The organism is Paracoccus thiocyanatus (assembly GCF_900156255.1).
In the GTDB taxonomy this organism is placed as follows: domain Bacteria; phylum Pseudomonadota; class Alphaproteobacteria; order Rhodobacterales; family Rhodobacteraceae; genus Paracoccus; species Paracoccus thiocyanatus.
In genome coordinates this window covers 56,646-76,159 of the sequence record NZ_FTMK01000003.1, presented here as the reverse complement: position 1 = coordinate 76,159, position 19,514 = coordinate 56,646, and the positions used below count along the sequence as shown (strand labels likewise).

Sequence of the window (19,514 nt, the reverse complement as noted above, 5' to 3'; positions counted from 1 at the left end):
GTTGAGAAAAGGTTAATCGCTTCACCGTTTCATAAATACCCATGCGACCGGGAAGCCCGGCGCCAAGTCGAAGGAAAGGAAACAGCATGACCGCCCAGCTTCACTGCTTCGGAGAATCCGGCCATTCCTACAAGGTGGCGCTGATGATGCAGTTGACAGGTCATGCCTGGCAGCCGGTCTTCGTGGATTTCTTCGGCGGCGCCATGCGCGGCGCCGACTATCGTGCCCTCAACGAAATGGCCGAGGCGCCGGTCCTGGTCGAGGACGGGCAGGTGCTGACCCAGTCTGGCGTGATCCTGCTGCACCTGGCCGAAAAGACCGGGCGCTTCATGGATGGCGACCGCAATGAAATCCTGCGCTGGCTGTTCTGGGACAACCACAAGGGCTCGTCGCAATTCGGCGCCCTGCGCTTCCTGATGAACTTCCTGCCGCCCGAGAAGCGCCCGGCCGAGGTGATCGGCTGGTTGCAGGGGCGCTGCAAGGCGGCGCTCAAGACCCTGGACCAGCACCTGGCCGGCCGCGACTGGCTGGCGGGCGACCGGCCGACCGTCGCCGACCTGTCCTGTTGCAGCTATCTTTTTTACCCCGAGCCCTTCGGCTTCGACCGCGCCGCATGGCCGGGGATCGACGCCTGGCTTGGCCGCATCCAGGCGCTGGCCGGCTGGAAACACCCCTATGACCTGATGCCCGGCAATCCCGCGGACCGGGCCGCGAAGGAGGACGCATGACCGAAGCCTATATCTATGACGCCGCCCGCACCCCGCGCGGCAAGGGCCGTCCCGATGGCAGCCTGCACGAAGTCAGTTCGGTGGCGCTTTCCGCGCGGCTGCTCAATGCCGTCAAGGAACGCAACGGGCTTTCCGGCCATGCGGTCGAGGACGTGATCTGGGGCAATGTCACCCAGGTCAAGGAACAGGGCGGCTGCCTGGCGCGCTCGGCGGTGCTGGAATCCGACTTGGACGAGTCGATCCCCGGCCTTGCCATCAACCGCTTCTGCGCCTCGGGCATGGAGGCGGTGAACCTGGCCGCGAACCAGGTCAGGGGCGGCGCAGGCGACGCCTATATCGCCGGCGGCGTCGAGATGATGGGCCGCGTGCCCATGGGCAGCGACGGCGCCGCCATCGCCGTGGATCCCGCGCTGGCCTTCAAGACCTATTTCGTCCCGCAGGGGATCAGCGCCGACATCATCGCCACCGAATACGGCTTCACCCGCGAGGAAGCCGATGCCCTGGCCGTCGAAAGTCAGCGCCGCGCCGCCCAGGCCTGGGCCGAGGACCGCTTTGCCAAGTCCATCGTGCCGGTCCGGGACCAGAACGGCCTGGCCATCCTGGACCGCGACGAATACCTGCGCCCCGGCACCACGCTGGAGGACCTGGCCCGGCTGAAGGCCAGCTTCAAGGAGATGGGCGAGACCATGCCCGGCTTTGACAAGGTGGCGATGCTGAAATACCCGCATCTGGACCGCATCGAGCATATCCACCATGCCGGCAACAGCTCGGGCATCGTCGATGGCGCCGCCGCGGTGCTGGTCGGCAATGCGGAATTCGGCAAGGCCCATGGGCTAAGGCCCCGCGCCCGCATCCGCGCCACCGCCAAGATCGGCACCGATCCGACCATCATGCTGACCGGGCCGGTGCCGGTGACGGAAAAGATCCTGCGCGAATCGGGCTTGGCGATCAGCGACATCGACCTTTTCGAGGTGAACGAGGCCTTTGCCGCCGTCGTCCTGCGCTTCATGCAGGCCTTCCAGGTCGATCCCGCCCGCGTCAACGTCAATGGCGGCGCCATCGCGCTGGGGCACCCGCTGGGCGCGACCGGCGCCATCATCATCGGCACGCTGCTGGACGAGTTGGAGCGGCAGGACAAGACCCTGGGCCTTGCCACGCTGTGCATCGCGTCCGGCATGGGCGCGGCCACCATCATCGAGCGCGTCTGAGCGGAGGGGAAGATGACCGATTTCACCATGGATAAAGGCGCCGACGGCGTCGCCATCATCACCTGGGACCTGCCCGGCAAGTCGATGAACGTGCTGTCGCTGGACGGCGCCGCCGAACTGGACGCGCTGATCGACGACGCCCTGGCCGACCCGGCCGTCAAAGGCATCGTCATCACCAGCGGCAAGGCGGATTTCGCCGCCGGAATGGACCTGAACGTCATCGCCGCGATGAAGGACGGCGGCGCGCAGGCGGTCTTCGACGGCATCATGTCGCTGCACCGCCTGTTGCGCAAGATCGAGCTGGCGGGGATGGACCCAAAGACGAAAAAGGGCGGCAAGCCCATCGCCAGCGTCCTGCCCGGCACTGCGCTGGGGATCGGGCTGGAACTGCCGCTGGCCACGCATCGCATCTTTGCCGCCGACAATCCCAAGGCGAAAATCGGCCTGCCCGAGATCATGGTCGGCATCTTTCCCGGCGGCGGCGGCACCACCCGGCTGGTGCGCAAGCTGGGCGCCATGGGTGCTGCGCCCTTCCTGCTGGAAGGCAAGCTTTCCGACCCGGCGCGGGCGAAATCCGCCGGGCTGATCGACGAGGTGGCCGCCGATCCGCTGGCCGCCGCCCGCGACTGGGTGCTGGCTGCCGGCGATGCCGACCTGGTCAAGCCCTGGGATGCCAAGGGCTACAAGATGCCGGGCGGCGAGCCTTACCACCCGGCGGGCTTCATGACCTTTGTCGGCGCCAGCGCCATGGTGCATGGCAAGACGCTGGGCGTCTATCCGGCGGCCAAGGCGCTGCTGTCGGCGGTCTATGAAGGCGCGCTGGTCCCCTTTGACACGGCGCTGAAGATCGAGGCGCGCTGGTTCACCAACGTGCTGATGAACCCCAGCTCGACCGCGATGATCCGCAGCCTGTTCATCAACAAGGAGGCGCTGGAAAAGGGTGCGAACCGTCCCGAGGCCCCGGACCAGCGGGTCAGGAAACTGGGCATCCTGGGCGCCGGGATGATGGGCGCCGGCATCGCCCATGTCAGCGCCATGGCCGGGATCGAGGTGGTGCTGATCGACGCCGCCCAGGATGCGGCCGAACGCGGCAAGGCCCATTCCGCCACGCTGCTGGACAAGGCGATCAGCCGCCGCAAGGCGACCGAGGAGAAAAAGGCCGAGGTGCTGTCGCGCATCACCGCGACCACCGATTACGCCGCGCTGCAAGGCTGCGACCTGGTGGTCGAAGCGGTGTTCGAAGACCCCGCAGTCAAGGCCGAGGTCACGAAACGCGCCGAGGCGGTGATCCCGCAGGACGCGATCTTTGCCACCAATACCTCGACCCTGCCGATCAGCGACCTGGCCCGCGCCAGCGCCCGGCCCGAGCAATTCATCGGCATCCACTTCTTCAGCCCGGTGGACAAGATGGCCCTGGTCGAGATCATCAAGGGCCGCGAAACCGGCCCGCGCGCCGTCGCCAAGGCGCTGGATTTCGTGCGCCAGATCCGCAAGACCCCCATCGTGGTGAACGACGCGCGCTTCTTTTATGCCAATCGCTGCATCATCCCCTATCTGAACGAAGGCATCCGCATGGTGGCCGAAGGGGTCAGCCCGACCCTGATCGAGAATGCCGCCCGGATGATGGGGATGCCCTTGGGGCCGCTGCAACTGGTGGACGAGACCTCGATCGTCCTGGGCGTCAAGATCGCCAAGGCGACCCGCGCGGCCATGGGCGAGACCTACCCGGACGATGCGGTCGATGCGGTGATCTTTCGCCTGGCCGACCAGGGCCGGCTGGGCCGCAAGGCCAAGGCAGGGTTCTACGACTATGACGAGGGGGGCAAGCGCCAGGGCATCTGGCCTGGGCTGGCGGCGGAATGGCCCCAGGCCGACAGCCAGCCCGAGCTGACCGAAATCCAGCACCGGCTGATGTTCGCCCAATCGCTGGAAGCCGTCCGGGCGCTGGAAGAAAGCGTGCTGGAAGACATCCGCGAAGGCGATGTGGGCGCCATCCTCGGCTGGGGTTTCGCGCCCTGGTCAGGCGGCCCCTTTGGCTGGCTCGACATGCTGGGCGCCGCCCGTGCGGTCGAGATCGCCGATAGCCTTGCGGAAAAATTCGGACCGCGCTTTGCCCCGCCGCGACTGCTCAGGGACATGGCGGAAAAGGGCGAACGCTTCTATGGCGACGCCGGCAACAAGGCCGCCTGAAATCTCGCGGCGGACAGGGCCGGCCTGGCCTTGTCCGCCCGGTTGCCGGAGTATTTTAGAAAACGGTGAAAGCAACCGGGCCGATGCCGCAACCTCGGCAGAAAAGGCGCGACCAGGGCAATTCACCGTTTCCCAAATACTCCGGCAACCGCGCCCCTGAGCGCCGTCAGATCAGCCCCTCGGCCCGGAAGGCCACGCGCAGGTCGCTTTCGGGGCGGGCGCCGACATGGGAAATCACCTCTGCCGCGGCGATGCAGCCCATGCGCCCCGCCGCCGCCAGGTCGGCGCCGATGGCCAGCCCATAGATCAGCCCCGCCGCGAACTGGTCGCCCGCCCCGGTCGCATCCACCGGCACCACCTGGTGGACCGGCGCGCTGACCCGCTCGGCCCCGCGGATCAGGATCGCATCCTCGCCCGAGCGGGTGCAGATCACCGTGCCGCAATCGGCGCGGGCCAGGCGCAGCGCCTCTTCCAGGTCCTCGACCTGGTAAAGCGACTGCCATTCATGGACATTGCCGATAACGTAATCCATCGGCCCGGCCACCAGCCGGCGGAAACCTTCGCGGTGCCGGTCGACGCAGAACGGATCAGAGAGCGCAATCCCCGCCTGCCCGCCCGCCGCGTGACAGGCCTCGGCCGCCTTCAGGAAGGCCGCCTTGCCGGCATCCTTGTCGAAAAGATAGCCTTCCAGGAACAGCCAGTCCGCGCCGCTGAAGGTGGCGGGGTTCACGTCGTCCGGCCCCAATTCGCCGGAAATCCCCAGATAGGTGTTCATCGACCGCTCGCCATCCGGGGTCACGAAGATGATCGAGCGCGAGGTCGGCGCCACATCCCCGGCCACCGGCGGGTTGACGAAGACCGTGCCCTGCGCCTCGGTCTGCTCGGCATAGCTCAGCCCCAGCGCGTCGCCCGCGACCTTGCCGATAAAGGCGGTGCGCAGGCCCAGCATCCCCAGCCCCGCCAGGGTATTGGCGACCGAGCCGCCCGGCACCAGCCGCGCCTTGCCCGCCTGCGCATCGGCCGATTGCGCCGCCATCAGCAATTCGGACCGCTCGCGGTCGATCAATTGCATGATGCCCTTTTCCACCTCCAGCCGCGCCAGCGTGGCATCCGATGTCGGCGCGATCACGTCCATGACGGCATTGCCGATGCCGATCACATAGGGGGTGGTCATTCGGTCTTCTCCTCATAGGGGCACAGGTCTTCGATCGGGCAGATCTTGCAGCGCGGCCGCCGCGCCTGGCAGATATAGCGGCCGTGCAGGATCAGCCAGTGATGCGCGTTCTGCTGAAAGGGGACGGGGACGTTGTCCTCGACGGCGCGCTCGACCGCCTCGACGTCGCGGCCCGGCGCGATGCGGGTGCGGTTGCCGACGCGGAAGATATGCGTGTCGACCGCCTGGGCCGGGAAATGGAACACGCTGTTCAGCACCACATTGGCGGTCTTGCGCCCGACGCCGGGCAGGGTCATCAATGCGGCGCGCGATTGCGGCACCTCGCCGCCATATTCCTCGACCAGCCGGCGCGACAGGGCGATCACATTCTTGGCCTTTTGCCGATAAAGCCCGATGGTCTTGATCTCTTCGGTCAGCGCCTCGACGCCCAGCTCCAGCATCTGTTGCGGGGTGGCGACGCGCTGGAACAGCGATTTCGTCGCCTTGTTCACGCCCACATCGGTCGCCTGCGCCGACAGCGCCACCGCCACCAGCAGGGTGAAGGCGTTGGTATATTCCAGCTCGGTCACCGGCTGCGGATTGGCCGCGCGCAGGCGCGAAAAGATCGCGACCTGGGTCGGATAGGGCAAGGCGGGGGGAAGCCGGGTCAGGGTGCTGCGTGCCATGGCCTCCAGATGCCCCGCCGCGCGGCCCGGCGCAAGCAGTCGCGTATGGATTTGCGACGCAGCCGCGCTACTCTGTCCCGGCAACAGTTGCGAGGCAAGGATGACACGAACGCTTTTCACCCCTGCACCAGCCCAGCCCGGCCTGCGGGTCGCGATCACCACCCAGCCGGCGCAGGATCTGGGCGCGGTGCTTTGTCGCGGGCGCTTTTCCACGCCGCTTGGCACGGTGGTGGCCCTGGGCGCCGGCGGCGCGCTGTGGGGCCTGGGCTTTGCCGGCCCCCTGCCCGTGGACCAGGTCGAGGCGGACCTGGCGCGGCGCTGGCCCCGCGCCCGCATCGTCGAGGCGCCAGAGGCGCTGGACCCCGCCATCCGGGCGCTGTCGGCCGAGCAGGGCGATATCACCGTGCGCCTGGCCGGGACCGAGTTCCAGATGCAGGTCTGGCGCGCCCTGGCCCAGGTGCCGCCGGGCCAGGTCATCAGCTATGCCATGCTGGCCGGCCGCATCGGCCGCCCGAACGCATTGCAGGCGGTGGGCACGGCGGTGGGACAGAACCCGGTTTCCTGGGCGATCCCCTGCCATCGCGTGACCCGCACCGACGGGCGCATTGGCGGCTATCATTGGGGCGAGGCGGTAAAGCGCGCCCTGCTGGCGCGCGAAGGCGCCGCCATCGCCCCTCGCGCCATCGCCGCATTGTGAGTCGCCCGCGCCCGATTTCCGCCTATTCCTGTGGAGTTGGCCCGGAACCCATGCCAATGTGACCGCGTTTGGGCATCAGCCGCCGGCACCCTTGGGGAAAGCCGGCCGCGTCGCAAGGACAGGCGGCGTAGGATCGCCCCGAAAAGAAAGGTGAAAGAATGAAGACCCGTATTTCGCTGCTTCTCGCCTCGGCCGGCGTGATCGCCATCAGCGCCTGCACGCCGGCCGACCCCTACGGCCAGCCCCAGCAGATGAGCCGCACCAAGCAAGGCGCCGTTGCGGGCGCGGTGGTGGGCGGGCTGATCGGCGCCGGCGAAAGCCGCTCGAACGCCGTCAAGGGCGCGATTATCGGCGCGACGGCGGGCGCCGTCGGCGGCTCGATCCTGGACCAGCAGCAGCGCGCCTTGCAGCAATCGCTGAACAACCCGAATATCCAGGTGGTCAACCACGGGACCCACCTGTCGGTGATCATGCCGGAAACCACGCTGTTCGCCACGGATTCGGCCGCGGTGGGCGCGCAGGGCCAGAACGATCTTTACACCATCGCGCGCAACCTGACCCAATATCCCAACAGCACCATCCAGGTGGTGGGCCATACCGACAGCACCGGCTCGGCCGCCTATAACCAGGACCTGTCCGAACGCCGGGCGCGTTCGGTCGCGGGCATCCTGGGCGCCGGTGGCGTGTCGCAATCGCGCATCACCACCACGGGGCGCGCCGCGACCCAGCCGGTGGCCTCGAACGACACCGCCTCGGGCCGGGCGCAGAACCGCCGGGTCGAGATCCTGATCGTGCCGACCCGCTAAGCCCGGCAGGGACGGTAGGGATGCGGGCCGGCTGCCGAAAGGCGGCCGGCCCTTGCTTTTGCGCCGAAGCACGGCGAGGGGGCCGGAAACGGAAAAACCCCCGAAGCGTCTCCGCCTCGGGGGTTCCGGTCACTGTCCCAAGGGGGTGCTTCGACGCATCCCCATCCTTCGGCTCCGTCGGGTCAATTCAGGCGGCGGGCCACTTCGTCGATGGCCTGGTCGATGCCGGCACTGCGCTCGGCCGGGCTGGCCTGCTTGCCCAGGATCTCGGTCGCGGCGCCGATCGCGGTCTGGATGGCGCGATCGCGCACGGCGCGGACCGCGTCGGATTCGGCGCTGGCGATCTGGTCCTCGGCGGCCTTCAGGCGGCGCTCGATCGACAGTTGCAGCACCTTCTTGGCCTTCTCGGCCTCGGCGACCGCTTCACGCTTGGCATTGGCGACGATGTCGTCGGCCTGCGATTTCACCTCGCGCTGGCGGCGTTCGTAGCTGGCATAGATCTCCTGCGCTTCCTCGCGCAGGCGGCGGGCCTCAGCCAGATCGTTGCGGATGCCCTCGGCGCGCTTGTCCAGCAGCCCGCCGACGATCTGCGGCACCCGGAACCAGACCAGGATGCCGACGAACAGCAGGAAGGCCAGCGTGACGATGAAGTCGGTATTGCGCAGCGAGAAGAACGGCCCCGAAGCCGCAAGCGCCGGGCTTGCCATCAGCGCGAAGAGAACGCTCAGACGTTTCATTGCAGAACCCCCTTCAACCGCTGATCCACTGTCGTATCGACCAGTCCCTGGTCGGGCTTGCCGCCGAAATTCTCGACCAGCGCCGCGGTGACTTCACGCGCGACGGAACGCGCATCCTCGACGGCCGAGGCGCGGATTTCGCCGATGCGCTTTTCGGATTCCGCCGAACGCGCGGCGATTTCCGCATCGGCATGGGCGATGGCGGCGTCCAGTTCCTTCTGGATCTCGGCCTTGTTGGCGGCCACGATCTTGCCGGCCTCGGCGCGGGCATCGGCCAGCGCCTTGTCATAGGCGGCCTCGGCCTCCTTGGCCTTATGCTTGAATTCCTCGGCCGCCATCAGGTCGCCGGTGATGGCGCCTTGCCGGTCCGACAGCACCCCGCCGATGCGCGGCAGCGCAATGCGCGACAGCACCCAATAGATCACCGCCAGGATGACCAGCAGCCAGAAGATCTGGTTGCCGAAGGTGGTGAAATCCAGTTGCGGCATCCCAGGGGCGCTTGCGGCATGGCCGGCCGCGCCATGGGCGGCATCCGCCGCGGCCACCGCGTCGGCGCCATGTCCCGCCGCTTCGGCGGATTCGGTGATGACCACCGTTTCAGATTCTTCGACCACGACGGGCGCGGTCTGTTGCAACAGGCTGAACATATCCTACCCCATGCCGGTCGTTTCACAATCGGGTGGGCGCCTCATGCCCCCACCCAACCGCAAGGATGGCAAAAGGATCAGACTGCGAACAGCAGCAGCAGCGCGACCAGGAACGAGAAGATGCCCAGGGCTTCCGCAAAGGCCATGCCGATGAACAGCGTGGCGGTCTGCGAAGCGGCGGCCGACGGGTTGCGCAGCGCGCCCGCCAGGTAGTTGCCGGCAACGTTGCCCACACCCATGGCGGCGCCCGCCATGCCGACGCAAGCCAGACCGGCGCCGAGATACTGTCCCAGTTGACCCAGATTTTCCATGTTCATGCTCCTTGAGGCTTTGGAAAGAGTTTTTCGTTTCAGACCTTGGCTGCCCGGCTTAGTGCGCCGGGTGCAGCGCGTCCTTCAGATAGACGCAGGTCAGGATGGTGAAGACATAGGCCTGGATCAGGCACACCAGCACCTCCAGCCCATACATCGCGGTGATGGCGACGACCGACACGGGCGCGATGGCGGCCACCGCGGCAAAGGCGGCAAAGACCTTGATCACCGCGTGGCCGGCCATGATGTTGCCGGCAAGTCGGATCGAATGGCTGACCGGGCGCACGAAATACGAGATCAGCTCGATCACCGCCAGCACCGGGCGCAGCGCCAGGGGCGCCGAACTGACCCAGAACAGGCCCAAGAAATGCGCGCCGTTCTTGACAAAGCCCAGCACGGTCACGCCGGCAAAGACCAGCACCGCCAGCACCGCCGTCACGGCGATATGCGAGGTCGGCGAAAAGCTTTTCGGCAGCAGGCCCAGGAAGTTGGCGAACAGGATGAAGCAGAACAGCGTCATCACATAGGGGAAATATTTCAGCCCGTCCTTGCCGGTCACGTCCTCGACCATCTTGTGGACCATGCCGTAAAGCAGTTCGGCGATGGACTGGACGCGGTTGGGCACGATGGCCCGGCCACGGGTGCCAAAGACCAGAAGCGCGGTGATCGCCAGCGCCGCCAGCGCCATCCACAGCGTCGCATTGGTCGGCGTATACCAGTTCACCGCACCTTCGCCAAACAGCGGTTTGACGACGAACTGGTCCATCGGATGGAAAACCAGACCACCTGCTTCTTCTTCTGCCATCGTCATTCACCCTTGTCGTCGCCGGGACGCCCCGGTGTCTTGCCTATCTCGTTCGCGGTCCGCATCATCGTCCTGATGCCGGCCGCCAGTCCCAGCAGCACGAAGACCACCATGAAGACCGGTTGCAGGCCGGTCAGATAGTCCAGCCCGAACCCGATGCCGAAGCCCAGGGCCAATCCCGCCACCAGCTCCGTCACCATGCGCCAGGCCATGTTGGCCTGGCTGAAATGCTCTTCCCCGCGCGAGGGGGCCTTGTCGCCGGCCTTCTTGCCCAGCCGGGCCTCCAGCGCGCGCAGCCGCTCCGCGTCACGGGCCCGCGCGGCGTCATGGTCGTCCTCGGCCACGGCTCACACCCCCGTTATCGGTTGGCGCGGTGATAGGGATTCGCGCCCGGCGAGTCAAGCAAGCGGGCGGAAATCTCAGCTTATTGAATATGCATCGTTTTTCTAATCGTCCGCGCCCGGCCAACGCGGCCTTGCAGCCGCCCTGCCTTCCGCCGCATATTCAACCCGCAGGTTAAGAAAGCCCGATGAACCCACAGCAACCCAGCCTGGACGCCATTTTCTCTGCCCTCGCCGATCCGACGCGGCGGGCGATCCTGGCCATGCTGCTGGAAGACGACATGGCGGTGACGGATGTCGCCGCGCCTTTCCACATCAGCCTGGCGGCGATTTCCAAGCATCTTGCCGTGCTAGCCGCCGCCGGGCTGATCCGGCAGGAACGGCGCGGCCGCATCATCTGGTGCAAGCTGGAACCCGACGGGCTGCGCGATGCCTCGGTCTGGATGCAGGGTTTCGGCCAGTTCGAGCCGGTGGACCTGGACGATTTCGAACGCTTCCTGCACCAATCGCTGATCGACGCCGGCGAGCCGAAGCCATAAACGCAAAAAGGGCCGGGCATCGGCCCGGCCCTTGCAGCGATGTCATTTCACCGTGATGCGCCCATCCAGGCCGGGGGCGAAATCCGGCCCCTGCTTCGCCAGGTAATCGGCCAGCACTTCCGCAAGGTCCGGCCCGAAATCATAGGCATCCGTCGCCTTTTCGGCAAAGACGCGATAGCCGTCCCCGCCCGCGCGCATGTAGTTCTGCGACACCACGCCATAGATCGCCTGGGGGTCAAGCGGCACCCAGTCGGCGCCGTCGCGCACCATGACCTCGCTGATCCGGCTGCCCGCCGGGGCCGCGTGGTCCAGCGTGTATTTCAGGCCCGCGACCTGGGCAAAGCGCCCGGCGCCCTCCTCGATCTGGCTGGCGCCGTTTTCCAGCGCCGCGACCACGTCGGCGCCCTTCAGCCGAAAGGTCGACAGCGTGTTCTGGAACGGCAGCACCGCCAGCACATCGCCCATCGTCACCACCCCCGCCGGGATCGAGGCCCGCAAGCCGCCCCCGTTCTGGATCGCGATGCTGATGCCCTGTCCCTTGACGCGCGCCAGCATGGCGTCGGCCACCAGGCTGCCCATCTCGCATTCCCGCGCCCGGCAGGTTTCGCGGCTGCCGTCGATGGGCGCTGCGATCTCGGCCACGCGTTTTTGCTTCAGCCGCTCGATCGGCTCGGCCATTTCCTTGACGCGCGCCGCCAGCGCCTCGTCCGGCACGACCGAGCCGTCCAGCAGGATCGGCTGCCCCTCGGCCTTGATCAGCTTGCCTTGGTCGTCCCAGGTCAGCACCAGATGGCCCAGGTATTTGCCATAGGCATAGGCCGTCGCCACCGGCACCATGGCGCCGTCCGCCCCCTCGACCATGGTCGGATAGGGGCCTGCCGCGCCCTCCATATCGCCCAGCAGGGTGTGGCTGTGCCCGCCGATCACCGCATCGATCCCGGCCACGCTGGCGGCGAACGCCTGGTCCCGCTTGTAGCCGGAATGGGTCAGCGCCACGATCTTGTCCACGCCCTGATCGGTCAGTTCCCGGACATCGGCGCCAAGGCTGTCCATGTCGTCCATGAAGATGACATTTGGGCCCGGCGCCGCGGTCTCGGGCGTGTCCATCGCCAGGGCCGAAACGATGCCCAGCTTTTCGCCGCCGACCTCCAGCACCAGCGTGCCGCCGATCTTGCCCTTCAACTCGGGCGATTGCGACAGGTCCAGGTTGCCCGAGACAACCGGAAACTTCGCCCCTTCCGCCAGGATTTGCAGCCCCTGCGGCCCGTCGTCGAATTCATGATTGCCGACCGCCATGGCGTCGAAGCCGATGGCGTTCATGAACTCGACCGTGTCCCGGCCCTTGTAGGTGGTGTAAAACAGGCTGCCCTGATACTGGTCGCCGGCATCCAGCACGATCACGTTCTGGCCCTGGGCGCGCAGGCCGTCGCGCAATTCGCGGATCTTCGTCGCCAGCCGCGCCACGCCGCCGAAACATTCGCCCTTCGCCTCGGCCTCGGCGGCACAGGTGCTGTCATAGGCGCTGATCGGTTCGATCCGGCTGTGGAAATCGTTGATATGCAGCACATGCAGCGTGTAATCCGCCTGCGCCGCGACGGCGGAAAACAGCACCGCCGCCGCCGAAACCATCAGCCCGCGTTTCATCGAACCCCCTTGCCCGAATATCTGGATGACAGGCAGATTGGGGGATGACGGCCGCCCCGTCAATCGACGAAGCCGCGGCGCGATGACGCTTGACGGCCCGCATGGCGCGACGCATGAAACCGTCATGCTGGTTTACAAGATCTTCCGCACATACGAGTTCCAGGCCCTTCAACAGCAGGGCCGCAGCGACGGCGCGCCGGTGGACCTGGCCGACGGCTATGTCCACCTGTCCACCGCCGCGCAGCTTCCCGAAACGCTTGCGCGCCATTTCGCCGGCGAAGCGGGGCTGCACCTGCTGGCGCTGGACGCCGATGCCCTGCCCGATCTGCGCTGGGAACCCTCGCGCGGCGGCGACCTGTTTCCGCATCTCTATCGCGAATTGCGCCTGGGCGACGTGGTCTGGTCTCGTCCCCTGTCCCTCGGCCCCGCCGGCCACGATTTGGGAGAGCTGTCATGACCCCCATCGAGCGGCTGGGCATGGCCGCGCTGCATCGGCTTGACCCCGAACGCGCGCATGATCTTTCGATCCTGGCGCTGCGGCGGGGGCTGGTGCCGCTGCCGGGCCGGCCCGTCACCTCGGACCGGCTGCGCATCCGCCTTGCCGGGCTGGACCTGCCGAACCCGGTGGGGCTGGCGGCGGGCTATGACAAGAATGCCCGCGCCCTGCCCGCGCTGATGCGCGCCGGCTTCGGCTTTGTCGAGATCGGCGCCGCCACCCCGCGGCCCCAGCCCGGCAATCCCCGCCCGCGGCTGTTCCGCCTGACGCAAGACCGCGCGATCATCAACCGCTTCGGCTTCAACAATGACGGCGCGCAAGCCATCGCCGAGCGCATGGCCCAGCGCCCGCGGGGCATTCCGGTCGGGCTGAACATCGGCGCCAACAAGGACAGCGCCGACCGCAGCGCCGATTTCGCCCAGGTGGTGCGGATCGCCGGCCTGCACGCCGATTTCCTGACCGTCAACGTCTCGTCGCCCAATACCGAAAAGCTGCGCGACCTTCAGGGACCACAGGCGCTGGCGGCGCTGCTGCAAGGCGTGCTGGCGGCGCGGGACGCGCTGGCGAACCGCCCGCCGGTGCTCATCAAGATCGCCCCCGACCTGGACGATGCCGCCCTGGCCGACATCGCCGCCGTGGCGCTGACCGCGCCGGTCGATGCGATCATCGCCACCAACACCACGCTGTCGCGCGACGGGCTGGCCTCGCCGGATGCCGGGGAAACCGGCGGCCTGTCCGGCGCGCCGCTTTTCGACCGCGCCACCCGCATCCTCGCGCGGCTTTATCGCGAAACGCAGGGCCGGGTGCCGCTGATCGGCGTCGGCGGCATCGGCTCGGCCGAGCAGGCATGGCAAAAGCTGCGCGCCGGCGCCTCGGCCGTGCAGGTCTATTCGGCGCTGGTCTATCAGGGCTTTTCGCTGGCGGCGCAGATCGCGCGCGACCTGGACGACCGGCTCGCGCGCGAAAACGTCACGCTGGCCGAACTGACCGGCAGCGGCAACGCCGACTGGCTTTAGAACAGGTCGCTGTAACCCAAAAGCTGGTTCATCGTGTTCGACGGCTCCGAACAGCCGGCATCGCCGACGATCCGCGCCGGCACCCCGGCCACGGTCTTGCAGGGCGGCACCTCGGCCAGCACCACCGAGCCGGCGGCGATGCGCGAATGGTGCCCGACATGGATATTGCCCAGCACCTTGGCGCCGGCGCCGATCATCACGCCGTTGCCGATCTTGGGATGGCGGTCGCCGTCTTCCTTGCCGGTGCCGCCCAGCGTCACCGAATGCAGCATCGACACGTCGTCGCCCACCACCGCCGTCTCGCCGATGACGATGGAATGGGCGTGGTCGATCATCACCCCGGTGCCGATCCGCGCCGCCGGGTGGATGTCCACGCCAAAAGCTTCGGAGCAGCGCATCTGCACGAAATAGGCCATGTCGCGCCGGCCCTGCTGCCACAGCCAATGCCCGATGCGATAGGATTGCAGCGCCTGATAGCCCTTGAAGAACAGGATCGGCTGCATCAGCCGATGCGTCGCCGGGTCGCGGTCATAGACCGCCAGCAAATCCGCCTGCGCCGCCGCCGACAGTTCCGGCGCGCGGGCAAAGGCATCGTCGGCGATCTCGCGCAGGATTTGCTCGCTCATCTCGCGCGAGGCAAGCTTCAGCGAAAAGCGATAGGCAAGGGCCGCCTCGAACGTGGCATGGTGCAACAGCCCGGCATGAATCAAGGCGCCCAGCAAAGGCTCGTCGCGCACGGCGATGCGCGCCTCGCGCTGGATGCGGCCCCAGACCGAATCGCGCGGGGCGTCCCGCGCGTCCGACAAGGGCTCGATCATGTCTTTTTGCAAGTTCATCCAAATGCGCCCATGCGTTTCATCCGGCCGAGTCTAACGCAAACCGCCGGGGTGGAAAAGGCGTCAATCCGGCAGCCGCAATTCCCACCAATGCAGCACGACGCGCACCCGGCCGCCGGCGAACTGCCCGCCCGAGGCCGTCAGCCGCAGCGGCGTCGGCTCCCAAAAGGCCATCGGCGGCGACAGCATCCCCCGCGCCCAGGACCCCTGTGCCTTGCCCAGGCCCTGGCCGAAACGCGTCAGGCTGTCCGAACTGCCCGCCGTGCCCAAGGACCAGGATGTCGCGCTGCCGGTGATCGCCTCCAGCACCCGCGCGGTGGCGCCGATGACCAGCGCGCCGGGCGGCACGGCCATCGCCGTCTCGAACCAGGCGCCCGCGCCCAGCGTGACATCCTCGTGCAATTGCCGCGCCAGCAGCCCCGATCCGTGCTGGCCCAGCGTGACGGCGCCGGGCACCCAGGCCGCCCCGCCATGGATCGCCACCACCCCCTGGTCGGCGACCAGCGCCCGCCGGCCGAAGCCCGGCTCGACAAAGACCCAGCCGCCATTCGCGCCGACGGCGATCTTGCCGCCCTGCCCCTCCCAGGCGTTGACCGCGCCCTGCGGCACGCCCCAGCATAGCCCATCCACCACCGTTTCGGGCGGGGTGATGCGGGTCAGGCTTTGCAGCACCAGGTCCACCTGCCCGTCCAGCCGCATCAGCGCCTCGTTCACCGTGACATGTTTCTGCGCCTGCGCCGGCATCAGCAGCGGCAGGGCGCAATTCGCGGTCGTGTTCTCAGACATGGATCATCCTCCTTGCATGGGGCCCGGCCCCGAACGTGTCGGAAAGCTGGGCAACCTCGACGGCAAAGCCGCCGCCCGCCGCGGCCTGGGACCAGACGCCATCGGGCACCGCCCAGCGCGGCTCGGCCAGCACCGCCTCGGCCAGCACCTGCCTGTCCCGGACCAGCCGGGCGGCGTAACGCTCCTGCGCCTCGCCCAGCGGCACGTCCGGCCCGTCCCAGCCGTCGCCCTGGATCCGCGTGCGCCGCACCCAGGTCACGACCCGGCCCCGCACCGCCAGGTGACAGGGCGACAGCGGCCGCAGCCCGGCGCCGCGGAACGCCGCGGCGATATGGCGATAGCTGGGATCGTCCGGGCTGCGCGTCGCCGGCCCGATGCGCCAATGCCGCAGCTGGTTGCGGGCCGAGGGCGCCAGTTCCACCTGCGCCGCCGCCCCGTCCAGCAGCACCGCCACGCTGCCCGAGGGCCAGACCGCCGGCATGAAGGCATCCGTCCCCGCCTGCCCGCGCAGCCGCATCGACACCTCCCACACCCCGGCCGAGACCAGCCGCGCATCGCGGAATTGCAGCAATTCCCAGCCCTCGGCCGAGCCGTCGCCGATCGCCAGCAGGTTCGCCCCCGCCAGCAGCGCCTCGGCACTGGCGGAACGCAGGTTGCCGCCCTTGACCCGCAGCCGCAGCGCCGGCCCGCGGTCCCAGACCCCCGGCCGCGCCGCCGAAAGCGGCCCTTCCGTTACCCCCATGACCGAAGGCTCGGCCAGGGTCGCGTTCAGCGCATAGCCCCCCGCCTCCTCGGTCGAGACCCAGACGGCCGCCGCCCCCGGCCAGGGCGTCGCCGTCACCGCCAGATGCGGCGCATGGGGCACCTCGTCGCCGCGCAGCAAGGGCAGGTCCAGGAAAACCGGCCAGACCGGGATCGGCGGGACAAAGGGGCGCAGCGCCGCCTCGCCCTCGACCACGCGGGCCGGGCGATAGACCCCTGGCTCGACCCGCACCGCATCTACCGTGATCGCGCCCGCCCGCTCGATGCGGTCGATGCGCCAGCGCTTGGCCTCGGCCGCCCCCTCGGCCAGCCGCACCACGTCCCCCGGCCCCAGATGCCCCAGCGAGGGCGGCAGGGCAAAGCGCACCGCGTCCCGCGCCACCGCCGCCTCGGACAGCCAGCGTTCCGCCAGCGCCCGCCCCTCGGCCCGCGTCAGCGCCATCGCCAGTTCGCTGTCCGAGACCGCCAGGAACTCGGCCCCCGGCATCACCGTCTCGGCGGTGCGCGCGGCATAATCGCCGCCCGCCTCGACATGGGTCAGCCGGATGCGGCCCACCATCTCGGCATCGGCGGCGCGCGAAACTTCCACCGCCTCGACCTCCTCGGCCAGCGCCATGTCACCGGGGCCAAGCTCGGCATCGACCCGCGCGCCGCGCATGACAAAGCGCAAGACGCCGTCGCGCTCGACCGCGTCGAAGCCATGCGCCAGCATCAAAGGCTGCAAGGCCGCGCGCCCGCTTTCGGCCCCCGACAGCGCATAGCCGCGCACCAGCCCGCGCAGCCCCTCGGCGTCGAATGCCCGCACCCCCGCCTCGCGGCAGATCTCGGCCACCACATCGGCCAGCGGCACCGCGCCGGCGCGGCCATTCAGCCAGTGCCCGCGCTGCCATGCCGGGCCGTCCGACCACAGGTCCAGACGCGCCGGAAAGGCCGGATAGGGCCGCGCGTCCCAGCACCAGACATGCGCGCGCGCCATGTCCACCATTCGCCCCGCCCCGGTCCGGCCATGGGCGGCCCGCGCCGGATTGTTCGCCGGATCGCCCCAGAACCCGGTCATCGCCCGCAGATAGGCCGCCTGCACCAGGTCGTCCCGCCGCCCGTCCGAGAAATACGGCAGCATCGATTCCGAACTCATCGCGTCCAGGAACTTGTTGGGCTGGTTGGTGCCCTTGTCCAGCGCCGCGCAGCCCATCTCGGTGAACCACACGGGCTTCAGGCCCGGCACCCAGGCCGAAGGCTGCGCCTGCCGCACCCCGCCGATCCGGTCGTGATGCGCGTTCTGCCACCAGCCGCGGATATCCTTGTAGCGCCAGATCCAATGCTCGTGATGCGCGCCATCATGGATCGCCGTGCGCCGCTGCGCCTGCCGGTCGGCATCGCTGGCATAATACCAGTCATAGCCCTCGCCGCCCGCGACATTGGCCAGCAGATAGGCCGGATCGTCGATGCGCCCGTGATGGGCGTCCAGGTGATCCTCGCCATCGCGCCAATCCGACAGCGGCATGTAATTGTCGATGCCGACAAAGTCGATGTTCTCGTCGGCCCAAAGCGGGTCCAGGTGGAAATGCACGTCGCCATTGCCGGGCTGGTGGCCGAAATATTCCGACCAGTCGGCGGCATAGCCGACCTTGACCGCCTCGCCCAGGATGCCGCGCACATCCGCCGCCAGCCGCCGCAACTGCTGCACGGCCGGAAAGGAATGCCCCGCCGCCATGATCGTCGTCAGCCCGACCATCTCGGACCCGATCAGGAAGGCGTCGATCCCGCCCGCCGCGGCGCAAAGATGCGCGTAATGCAGGATGAACCGGCGATAGGACCATTCCTCCGGCCCGTCATAGCGGATCACCGAACCGTCGCGGCTGAAATCCCCCGGCTCGGCCGTGCCAAAGAACCGCGCCACCTCCTCGGCGGCCGCCTCGGTGCCCACGGGACTGCCTTCGCGCCCCGGCGCGACGCTGGTGGTGATGCGCCCGCGCCAGGGCATGACCGGCTGGTTCGCGGCCCCGCTCCAGGGATCGGGCCGGCCGTTCCCGGCAAGCTGCTCCATCAGGATGAAGGGATAGAACACCGCCTTGCGCCCGCTTTGCGCGATCGCCCGCAGCGCCTCGATGACCGAGCCGTCGGCCGGCGTGCCGCCATAGATCGGCCGCCCGTCCACCCGCGCCACCGCCTGCGCCGCATCGCGCCCGATGCCGCCGGCGCGCCAGGCCATGCCCTGGCCGTCGCGCGACAGGTCCTCGACCTTGGGCCGCACCGCGCATTCGCCGACCCGCAGATCGTCGCCGAACCACGACACCACCAGCGAGACCGAGCCGACCCGCGGCAATTCCCGCCCCAGCGTCGCCATCGAGGCCAGGAAATCCGTCGCCCCCAGCGCGCTGTTGCGGTTCGCGACCTGCATCTCGCCCAGGCCCATGTCATAGCTGACCGGCGTGGTCGCCAGCGCATATTCGCCGGTGCCGGGGATCATCGCCACCCCCTGCACCTCGCGCGACAGGCCCCGACCCTGCCTGGCCGCCCGCGTGACCTCGAAGGACAGTTGCGGCACCCGGTTGCCCCATTTCTCCAGCGCCAGGTCTTCCAGCACGACATAGGCCAAGCCGCGATAGGCCGGCGCCGCCTCGCCCTCCTCGGCGGCAATCGCCGGGTCGGGCAATTGCTCCTCGTCGCCCAGGTAAACCCGCATGTTCAGCGCATCGGCCGAGACCTCTTCGCCATCCGCCCAGATGCGCCCGACCCCCAGGATCGGCCCCTCGCACAGCGCCAGCGCCAGGCTGGCGCGATAGCCGATCTGGGTCACGCTGGACCCCGAGCCCTTGCCGCCGCCCTGGCTGCGCCGGGTCTCGACCAGCGGGCCGGCCCAGATCGCATGGCCCGGCACCCGCATCTGCCCCCAGATGCGCGCGACCGGCGTGCCCTCGCCCGCGGTCTGGATGCGCATCCGGTCCACGCGCCCCGTCTCGACCGCCTTCGAGCCGCCGCCCAGCAGGCGCTGGTCGATGGCCCGGCCCAGGCTTGCGCCCAGCGCCCGGCCGATGACGGCGCCCGAAAGCCCCAGAACCGTGCCGCCAAAGCCCGCACCCAGCGATGCCCCGACCGCCGCCAGCAGAATCGTCGCCATTGCTT

General features: G+C 68.5%; 19 protein-coding genes. 8 read left to right on the top strand and 11 right to left on the bottom strand.

All coding sequences use genetic code 11. The features are described from left to right. Positions 1–86: 86 nt before the first annotated feature. The 3 genes from F3H32_RS03210 to F3H32_RS03200 are packed head-to-tail and all read left to right on the top strand — an operon-like array spanning position 87 to position 4,126. Positions 87–728: a glutathione S-transferase family protein gene (locus F3H32_RS03210; RefSeq protein ID WP_149764363.1), complete on the top strand. Its 642-nt coding sequence runs from the start codon at positions 87–89 to the stop codon at positions 726–728. Further along, positions 725–1,936: an acetyl-CoA C-acetyltransferase gene (locus tag F3H32_RS03205; protein WP_149764361.1), complete on the top strand. Its 1,212-nt coding sequence runs from the start codon at positions 725–727 to the stop codon at positions 1,934–1,936. The genes F3H32_RS03210 and F3H32_RS03205 overlap by 4 nt, the downstream gene beginning before the upstream one ends. A 12-nt stretch (positions 1,937–1,948) precedes the next feature. After that, the gene (locus F3H32_RS03200) at positions 1,949–4,126 is read left to right on the top strand and encodes a 3-hydroxyacyl-CoA dehydrogenase NAD-binding domain-containing protein (RefSeq protein WP_149764360.1); all 2,178 of its coding nucleotides are present in this window, start codon (positions 1,949–1,951) and stop codon (positions 4,124–4,126) included. A gap of 166 nt (positions 4,127–4,292) precedes the next feature. Here F3H32_RS03200 and F3H32_RS03195 read toward each other — a convergent pair whose 3' ends face one another. Further along, the gene (locus F3H32_RS03195; RefSeq protein ID WP_149764358.1) at positions 4,293–5,300 is read right to left on the bottom strand and encodes an adenosine kinase; all 1,008 of its coding nucleotides are present in this window, start codon (positions 5,298–5,300) and stop codon (positions 4,293–4,295) included. Further along, the gene (nth, locus tag F3H32_RS03190) at positions 5,297–5,965 is read right to left on the bottom strand and encodes an endonuclease III (protein ID WP_149764356.1); all 669 of its coding nucleotides are present in this window, start codon (positions 5,963–5,965) and stop codon (positions 5,297–5,299) included. Before nth ends, F3H32_RS03195 begins: the two co-directional genes overlap by 4 nt. 100 nt (positions 5,966–6,065) lie before the next feature. On the opposite strand from nth, the gene F3H32_RS03185 reads away from it, so the two are divergent. Further along, positions 6,066–6,662 (top strand): methylated-DNA--[protein]-cysteine S-methyltransferase, encoded by a 597-nt coding sequence (locus F3H32_RS03185; protein WP_149764354.1) that lies wholly within the window; start codon positions 6,066–6,068, stop codon positions 6,660–6,662. A 158-nt stretch (positions 6,663–6,820) separates the two neighbouring features. Then, a complete protein-coding gene (locus tag F3H32_RS03180) occupies positions 6,821–7,468 on the top strand; it encodes an OmpA family protein (protein WP_149764352.1) in 648 nt (215 codons plus the stop codon). 182 nt (positions 7,469–7,650) lie between these two features. Here F3H32_RS03180 and F3H32_RS03175 read toward each other — a convergent pair whose 3' ends face one another. From F3H32_RS03175 to F3H32_RS03155, 5 genes are all read right to left on the bottom strand, one after another. Then, entirely contained in the window at positions 7,651–8,205 is a 555-nt protein-coding gene (locus F3H32_RS03175) for a F0F1 ATP synthase subunit B (protein ID WP_149764350.1), read from the bottom strand. Then, on the bottom strand, positions 8,202–8,852 hold the full coding sequence (locus tag F3H32_RS03170) for a F0F1 ATP synthase subunit B' (RefSeq protein WP_188128576.1): 651 nt from the start codon (positions 8,850–8,852) through the stop codon (positions 8,202–8,204). The genes F3H32_RS03175 and F3H32_RS03170 overlap by 4 nt, the downstream gene beginning before the upstream one ends. Before the next feature lie 77 nt (positions 8,853–8,929). Further along, positions 8,930–9,163, bottom strand: a complete 234-nt coding sequence (locus F3H32_RS03165) for a F0F1 ATP synthase subunit C (RefSeq protein WP_010394077.1) — start codon at positions 9,161–9,163, stop codon at positions 8,930–8,932. A gap of 58 nt (positions 9,164–9,221) precedes the next feature. Then, complete coding sequence (locus tag F3H32_RS03160) at positions 9,222–9,968, bottom strand: F0F1 ATP synthase subunit A (RefSeq protein WP_115756003.1); 747 nt, start codon at positions 9,966–9,968, stop codon at positions 9,222–9,224. Between the two features lie 2 nt (positions 9,969–9,970). Continuing rightward, positions 9,971–10,312 (bottom strand): AtpZ/AtpI family protein, encoded by a 342-nt coding sequence (locus F3H32_RS03155; protein WP_115756002.1) that lies wholly within the window; start codon positions 10,310–10,312, stop codon positions 9,971–9,973. Positions 10,313–10,497: 185 nt separating this feature from the next. Here F3H32_RS03155 and F3H32_RS03150 point away from each other — a divergent pair, with 185 nt between their 5' ends. Then, the gene (locus F3H32_RS03150; RefSeq protein ID WP_149764349.1) at positions 10,498–10,848 is read left to right on the top strand and encodes an ArsR/SmtB family transcription factor; all 351 of its coding nucleotides are present in this window, start codon (positions 10,498–10,500) and stop codon (positions 10,846–10,848) included. Between the two features lie 42 nt (positions 10,849–10,890). Here the strand turns inward: F3H32_RS03150 and F3H32_RS03145 are convergent, their stop codons facing one another. After that, positions 10,891–12,492, bottom strand: a complete 1,602-nt coding sequence (locus F3H32_RS03145; RefSeq protein WP_149764347.1) for a bifunctional metallophosphatase/5'-nucleotidase — start codon at positions 12,490–12,492, stop codon at positions 10,891–10,893. 82 nt (positions 12,493–12,574) lie between these two features. On the opposite strand from F3H32_RS03145, the gene F3H32_RS03140 reads away from it, so the two are divergent. Next, the gene (locus F3H32_RS03140; protein WP_149764636.1) at positions 12,575–12,949 is read left to right on the top strand and encodes a DUF952 domain-containing protein; all 375 of its coding nucleotides are present in this window, start codon (positions 12,575–12,577) and stop codon (positions 12,947–12,949) included. After that, on the top strand, positions 12,946–14,004 hold the full coding sequence (locus F3H32_RS03135; RefSeq protein WP_149764345.1) for a quinone-dependent dihydroorotate dehydrogenase: 1,059 nt from the start codon (positions 12,946–12,948) through the stop codon (positions 14,002–14,004). Before F3H32_RS03140 ends, F3H32_RS03135 begins: the two co-directional genes overlap by 4 nt. On the opposite strand, the gene cysE is transcribed toward F3H32_RS03135, so the two are convergent. The 3 genes from cysE to F3H32_RS03120 all read right to left on the bottom strand — a co-directional run bounded on the left by cysE (position 14,001) and on the right by F3H32_RS03120 (position 19,509). Beyond that, positions 14,001–14,840, bottom strand: a complete 840-nt coding sequence (gene cysE / locus F3H32_RS03130; RefSeq protein ID WP_149764343.1) for a serine O-acetyltransferase — start codon at positions 14,838–14,840, stop codon at positions 14,001–14,003. The two genes, F3H32_RS03135 and cysE, sit on opposite strands and share 4 nt — an antisense overlap. Positions 14,841–14,903: 63 nt before the next feature. After that, positions 14,904–15,626, bottom strand: a complete 723-nt coding sequence (locus F3H32_RS03125) for a DUF2793 domain-containing protein (RefSeq protein WP_149764341.1) — start codon at positions 15,624–15,626, stop codon at positions 14,904–14,906. Then, a complete protein-coding gene (locus F3H32_RS03120; protein ID WP_149764339.1) occupies positions 15,619–19,509 on the bottom strand; it encodes a baseplate multidomain protein megatron in 3,891 nt (1,296 codons plus the stop codon). Before F3H32_RS03120 ends, F3H32_RS03125 begins: the two co-directional genes overlap by 8 nt. Positions 19,510–19,514: the final 5 nt, after the last annotated feature.

Coding starts and splice junctions, on each gene's coding strand:
- F3H32_RS03175 (WP_149764350.1), bottom strand. CDS start 8,205: ATGAAACGTCTGAGCGTTCTCTTCGCGCTGATGGCAAGCCCGGCGCTT.
- F3H32_RS03195 (WP_149764358.1), bottom strand. CDS start 5,300: ATGACCACCCCCTATGTGATCGGCATCGGCAATGCCGTCATGGACGTG.
- F3H32_RS03210 (WP_149764363.1), top strand. CDS start 87: ATGACCGCCCAGCTTCACTGCTTCGGAGAATCCGGCCATTCCTACAAG.
- F3H32_RS03145 (WP_149764347.1), bottom strand. CDS start 12,492: ATGAAACGCGGGCTGATGGTTTCGGCGGCGGCGGTGCTGTTTTCCGCC.
- F3H32_RS03205 (WP_149764361.1), top strand. CDS start 725: ATGACCGAAGCCTATATCTATGACGCCGCCCGCACCCCGCGCGGCAAG.
- F3H32_RS03150 (WP_149764349.1), top strand. CDS start 10,498: ATGAACCCACAGCAACCCAGCCTGGACGCCATTTTCTCTGCCCTCGCC.
- F3H32_RS03120 (WP_149764339.1), bottom strand. CDS start 19,509: ATGGCGACGATTCTGCTGGCGGCGGTCGGGGCATCGCTGGGTGCGGGC.
- nth (WP_149764356.1), bottom strand. CDS start 5,965: ATGGCACGCAGCACCCTGACCCGGCTTCCCCCCGCCTTGCCCTATCCG.
- cysE (WP_149764343.1), bottom strand. CDS start 14,840: ATGAACTTGCAAAAAGACATGATCGAGCCCTTGTCGGACGCGCGGGAC.
- F3H32_RS03165 (WP_010394077.1), bottom strand. CDS start 9,163: ATGGAAAATCTGGGTCAACTGGGACAGTATCTCGGCGCCGGTCTGGCT.
- F3H32_RS03135 (WP_149764345.1), top strand. CDS start 12,946: ATGACCCCCATCGAGCGGCTGGGCATGGCCGCGCTGCATCGGCTTGAC.
- F3H32_RS03185 (WP_149764354.1), top strand. CDS start 6,066: ATGACACGAACGCTTTTCACCCCTGCACCAGCCCAGCCCGGCCTGCGG.
- F3H32_RS03160 (WP_115756003.1), bottom strand. CDS start 9,968: ATGGCAGAAGAAGAAGCAGGTGGTCTGGTTTTCCATCCGATGGACCAG.
- F3H32_RS03180 (WP_149764352.1), top strand. CDS start 6,821: ATGAAGACCCGTATTTCGCTGCTTCTCGCCTCGGCCGGCGTGATCGCC.
- F3H32_RS03125 (WP_149764341.1), bottom strand. CDS start 15,626: ATGTCTGAGAACACGACCGCGAATTGCGCCCTGCCGCTGCTGATGCCG.
- F3H32_RS03170 (WP_188128576.1), bottom strand. CDS start 8,852: ATGTTCAGCCTGTTGCAACAGACCGCGCCCGTCGTGGTCGAAGAATCT.
- F3H32_RS03140 (WP_149764636.1), top strand. CDS start 12,575: ATGACGCTTGACGGCCCGCATGGCGCGACGCATGAAACCGTCATGCTG.
- F3H32_RS03200 (WP_149764360.1), top strand. CDS start 1,949: ATGACCGATTTCACCATGGATAAAGGCGCCGACGGCGTCGCCATCATC.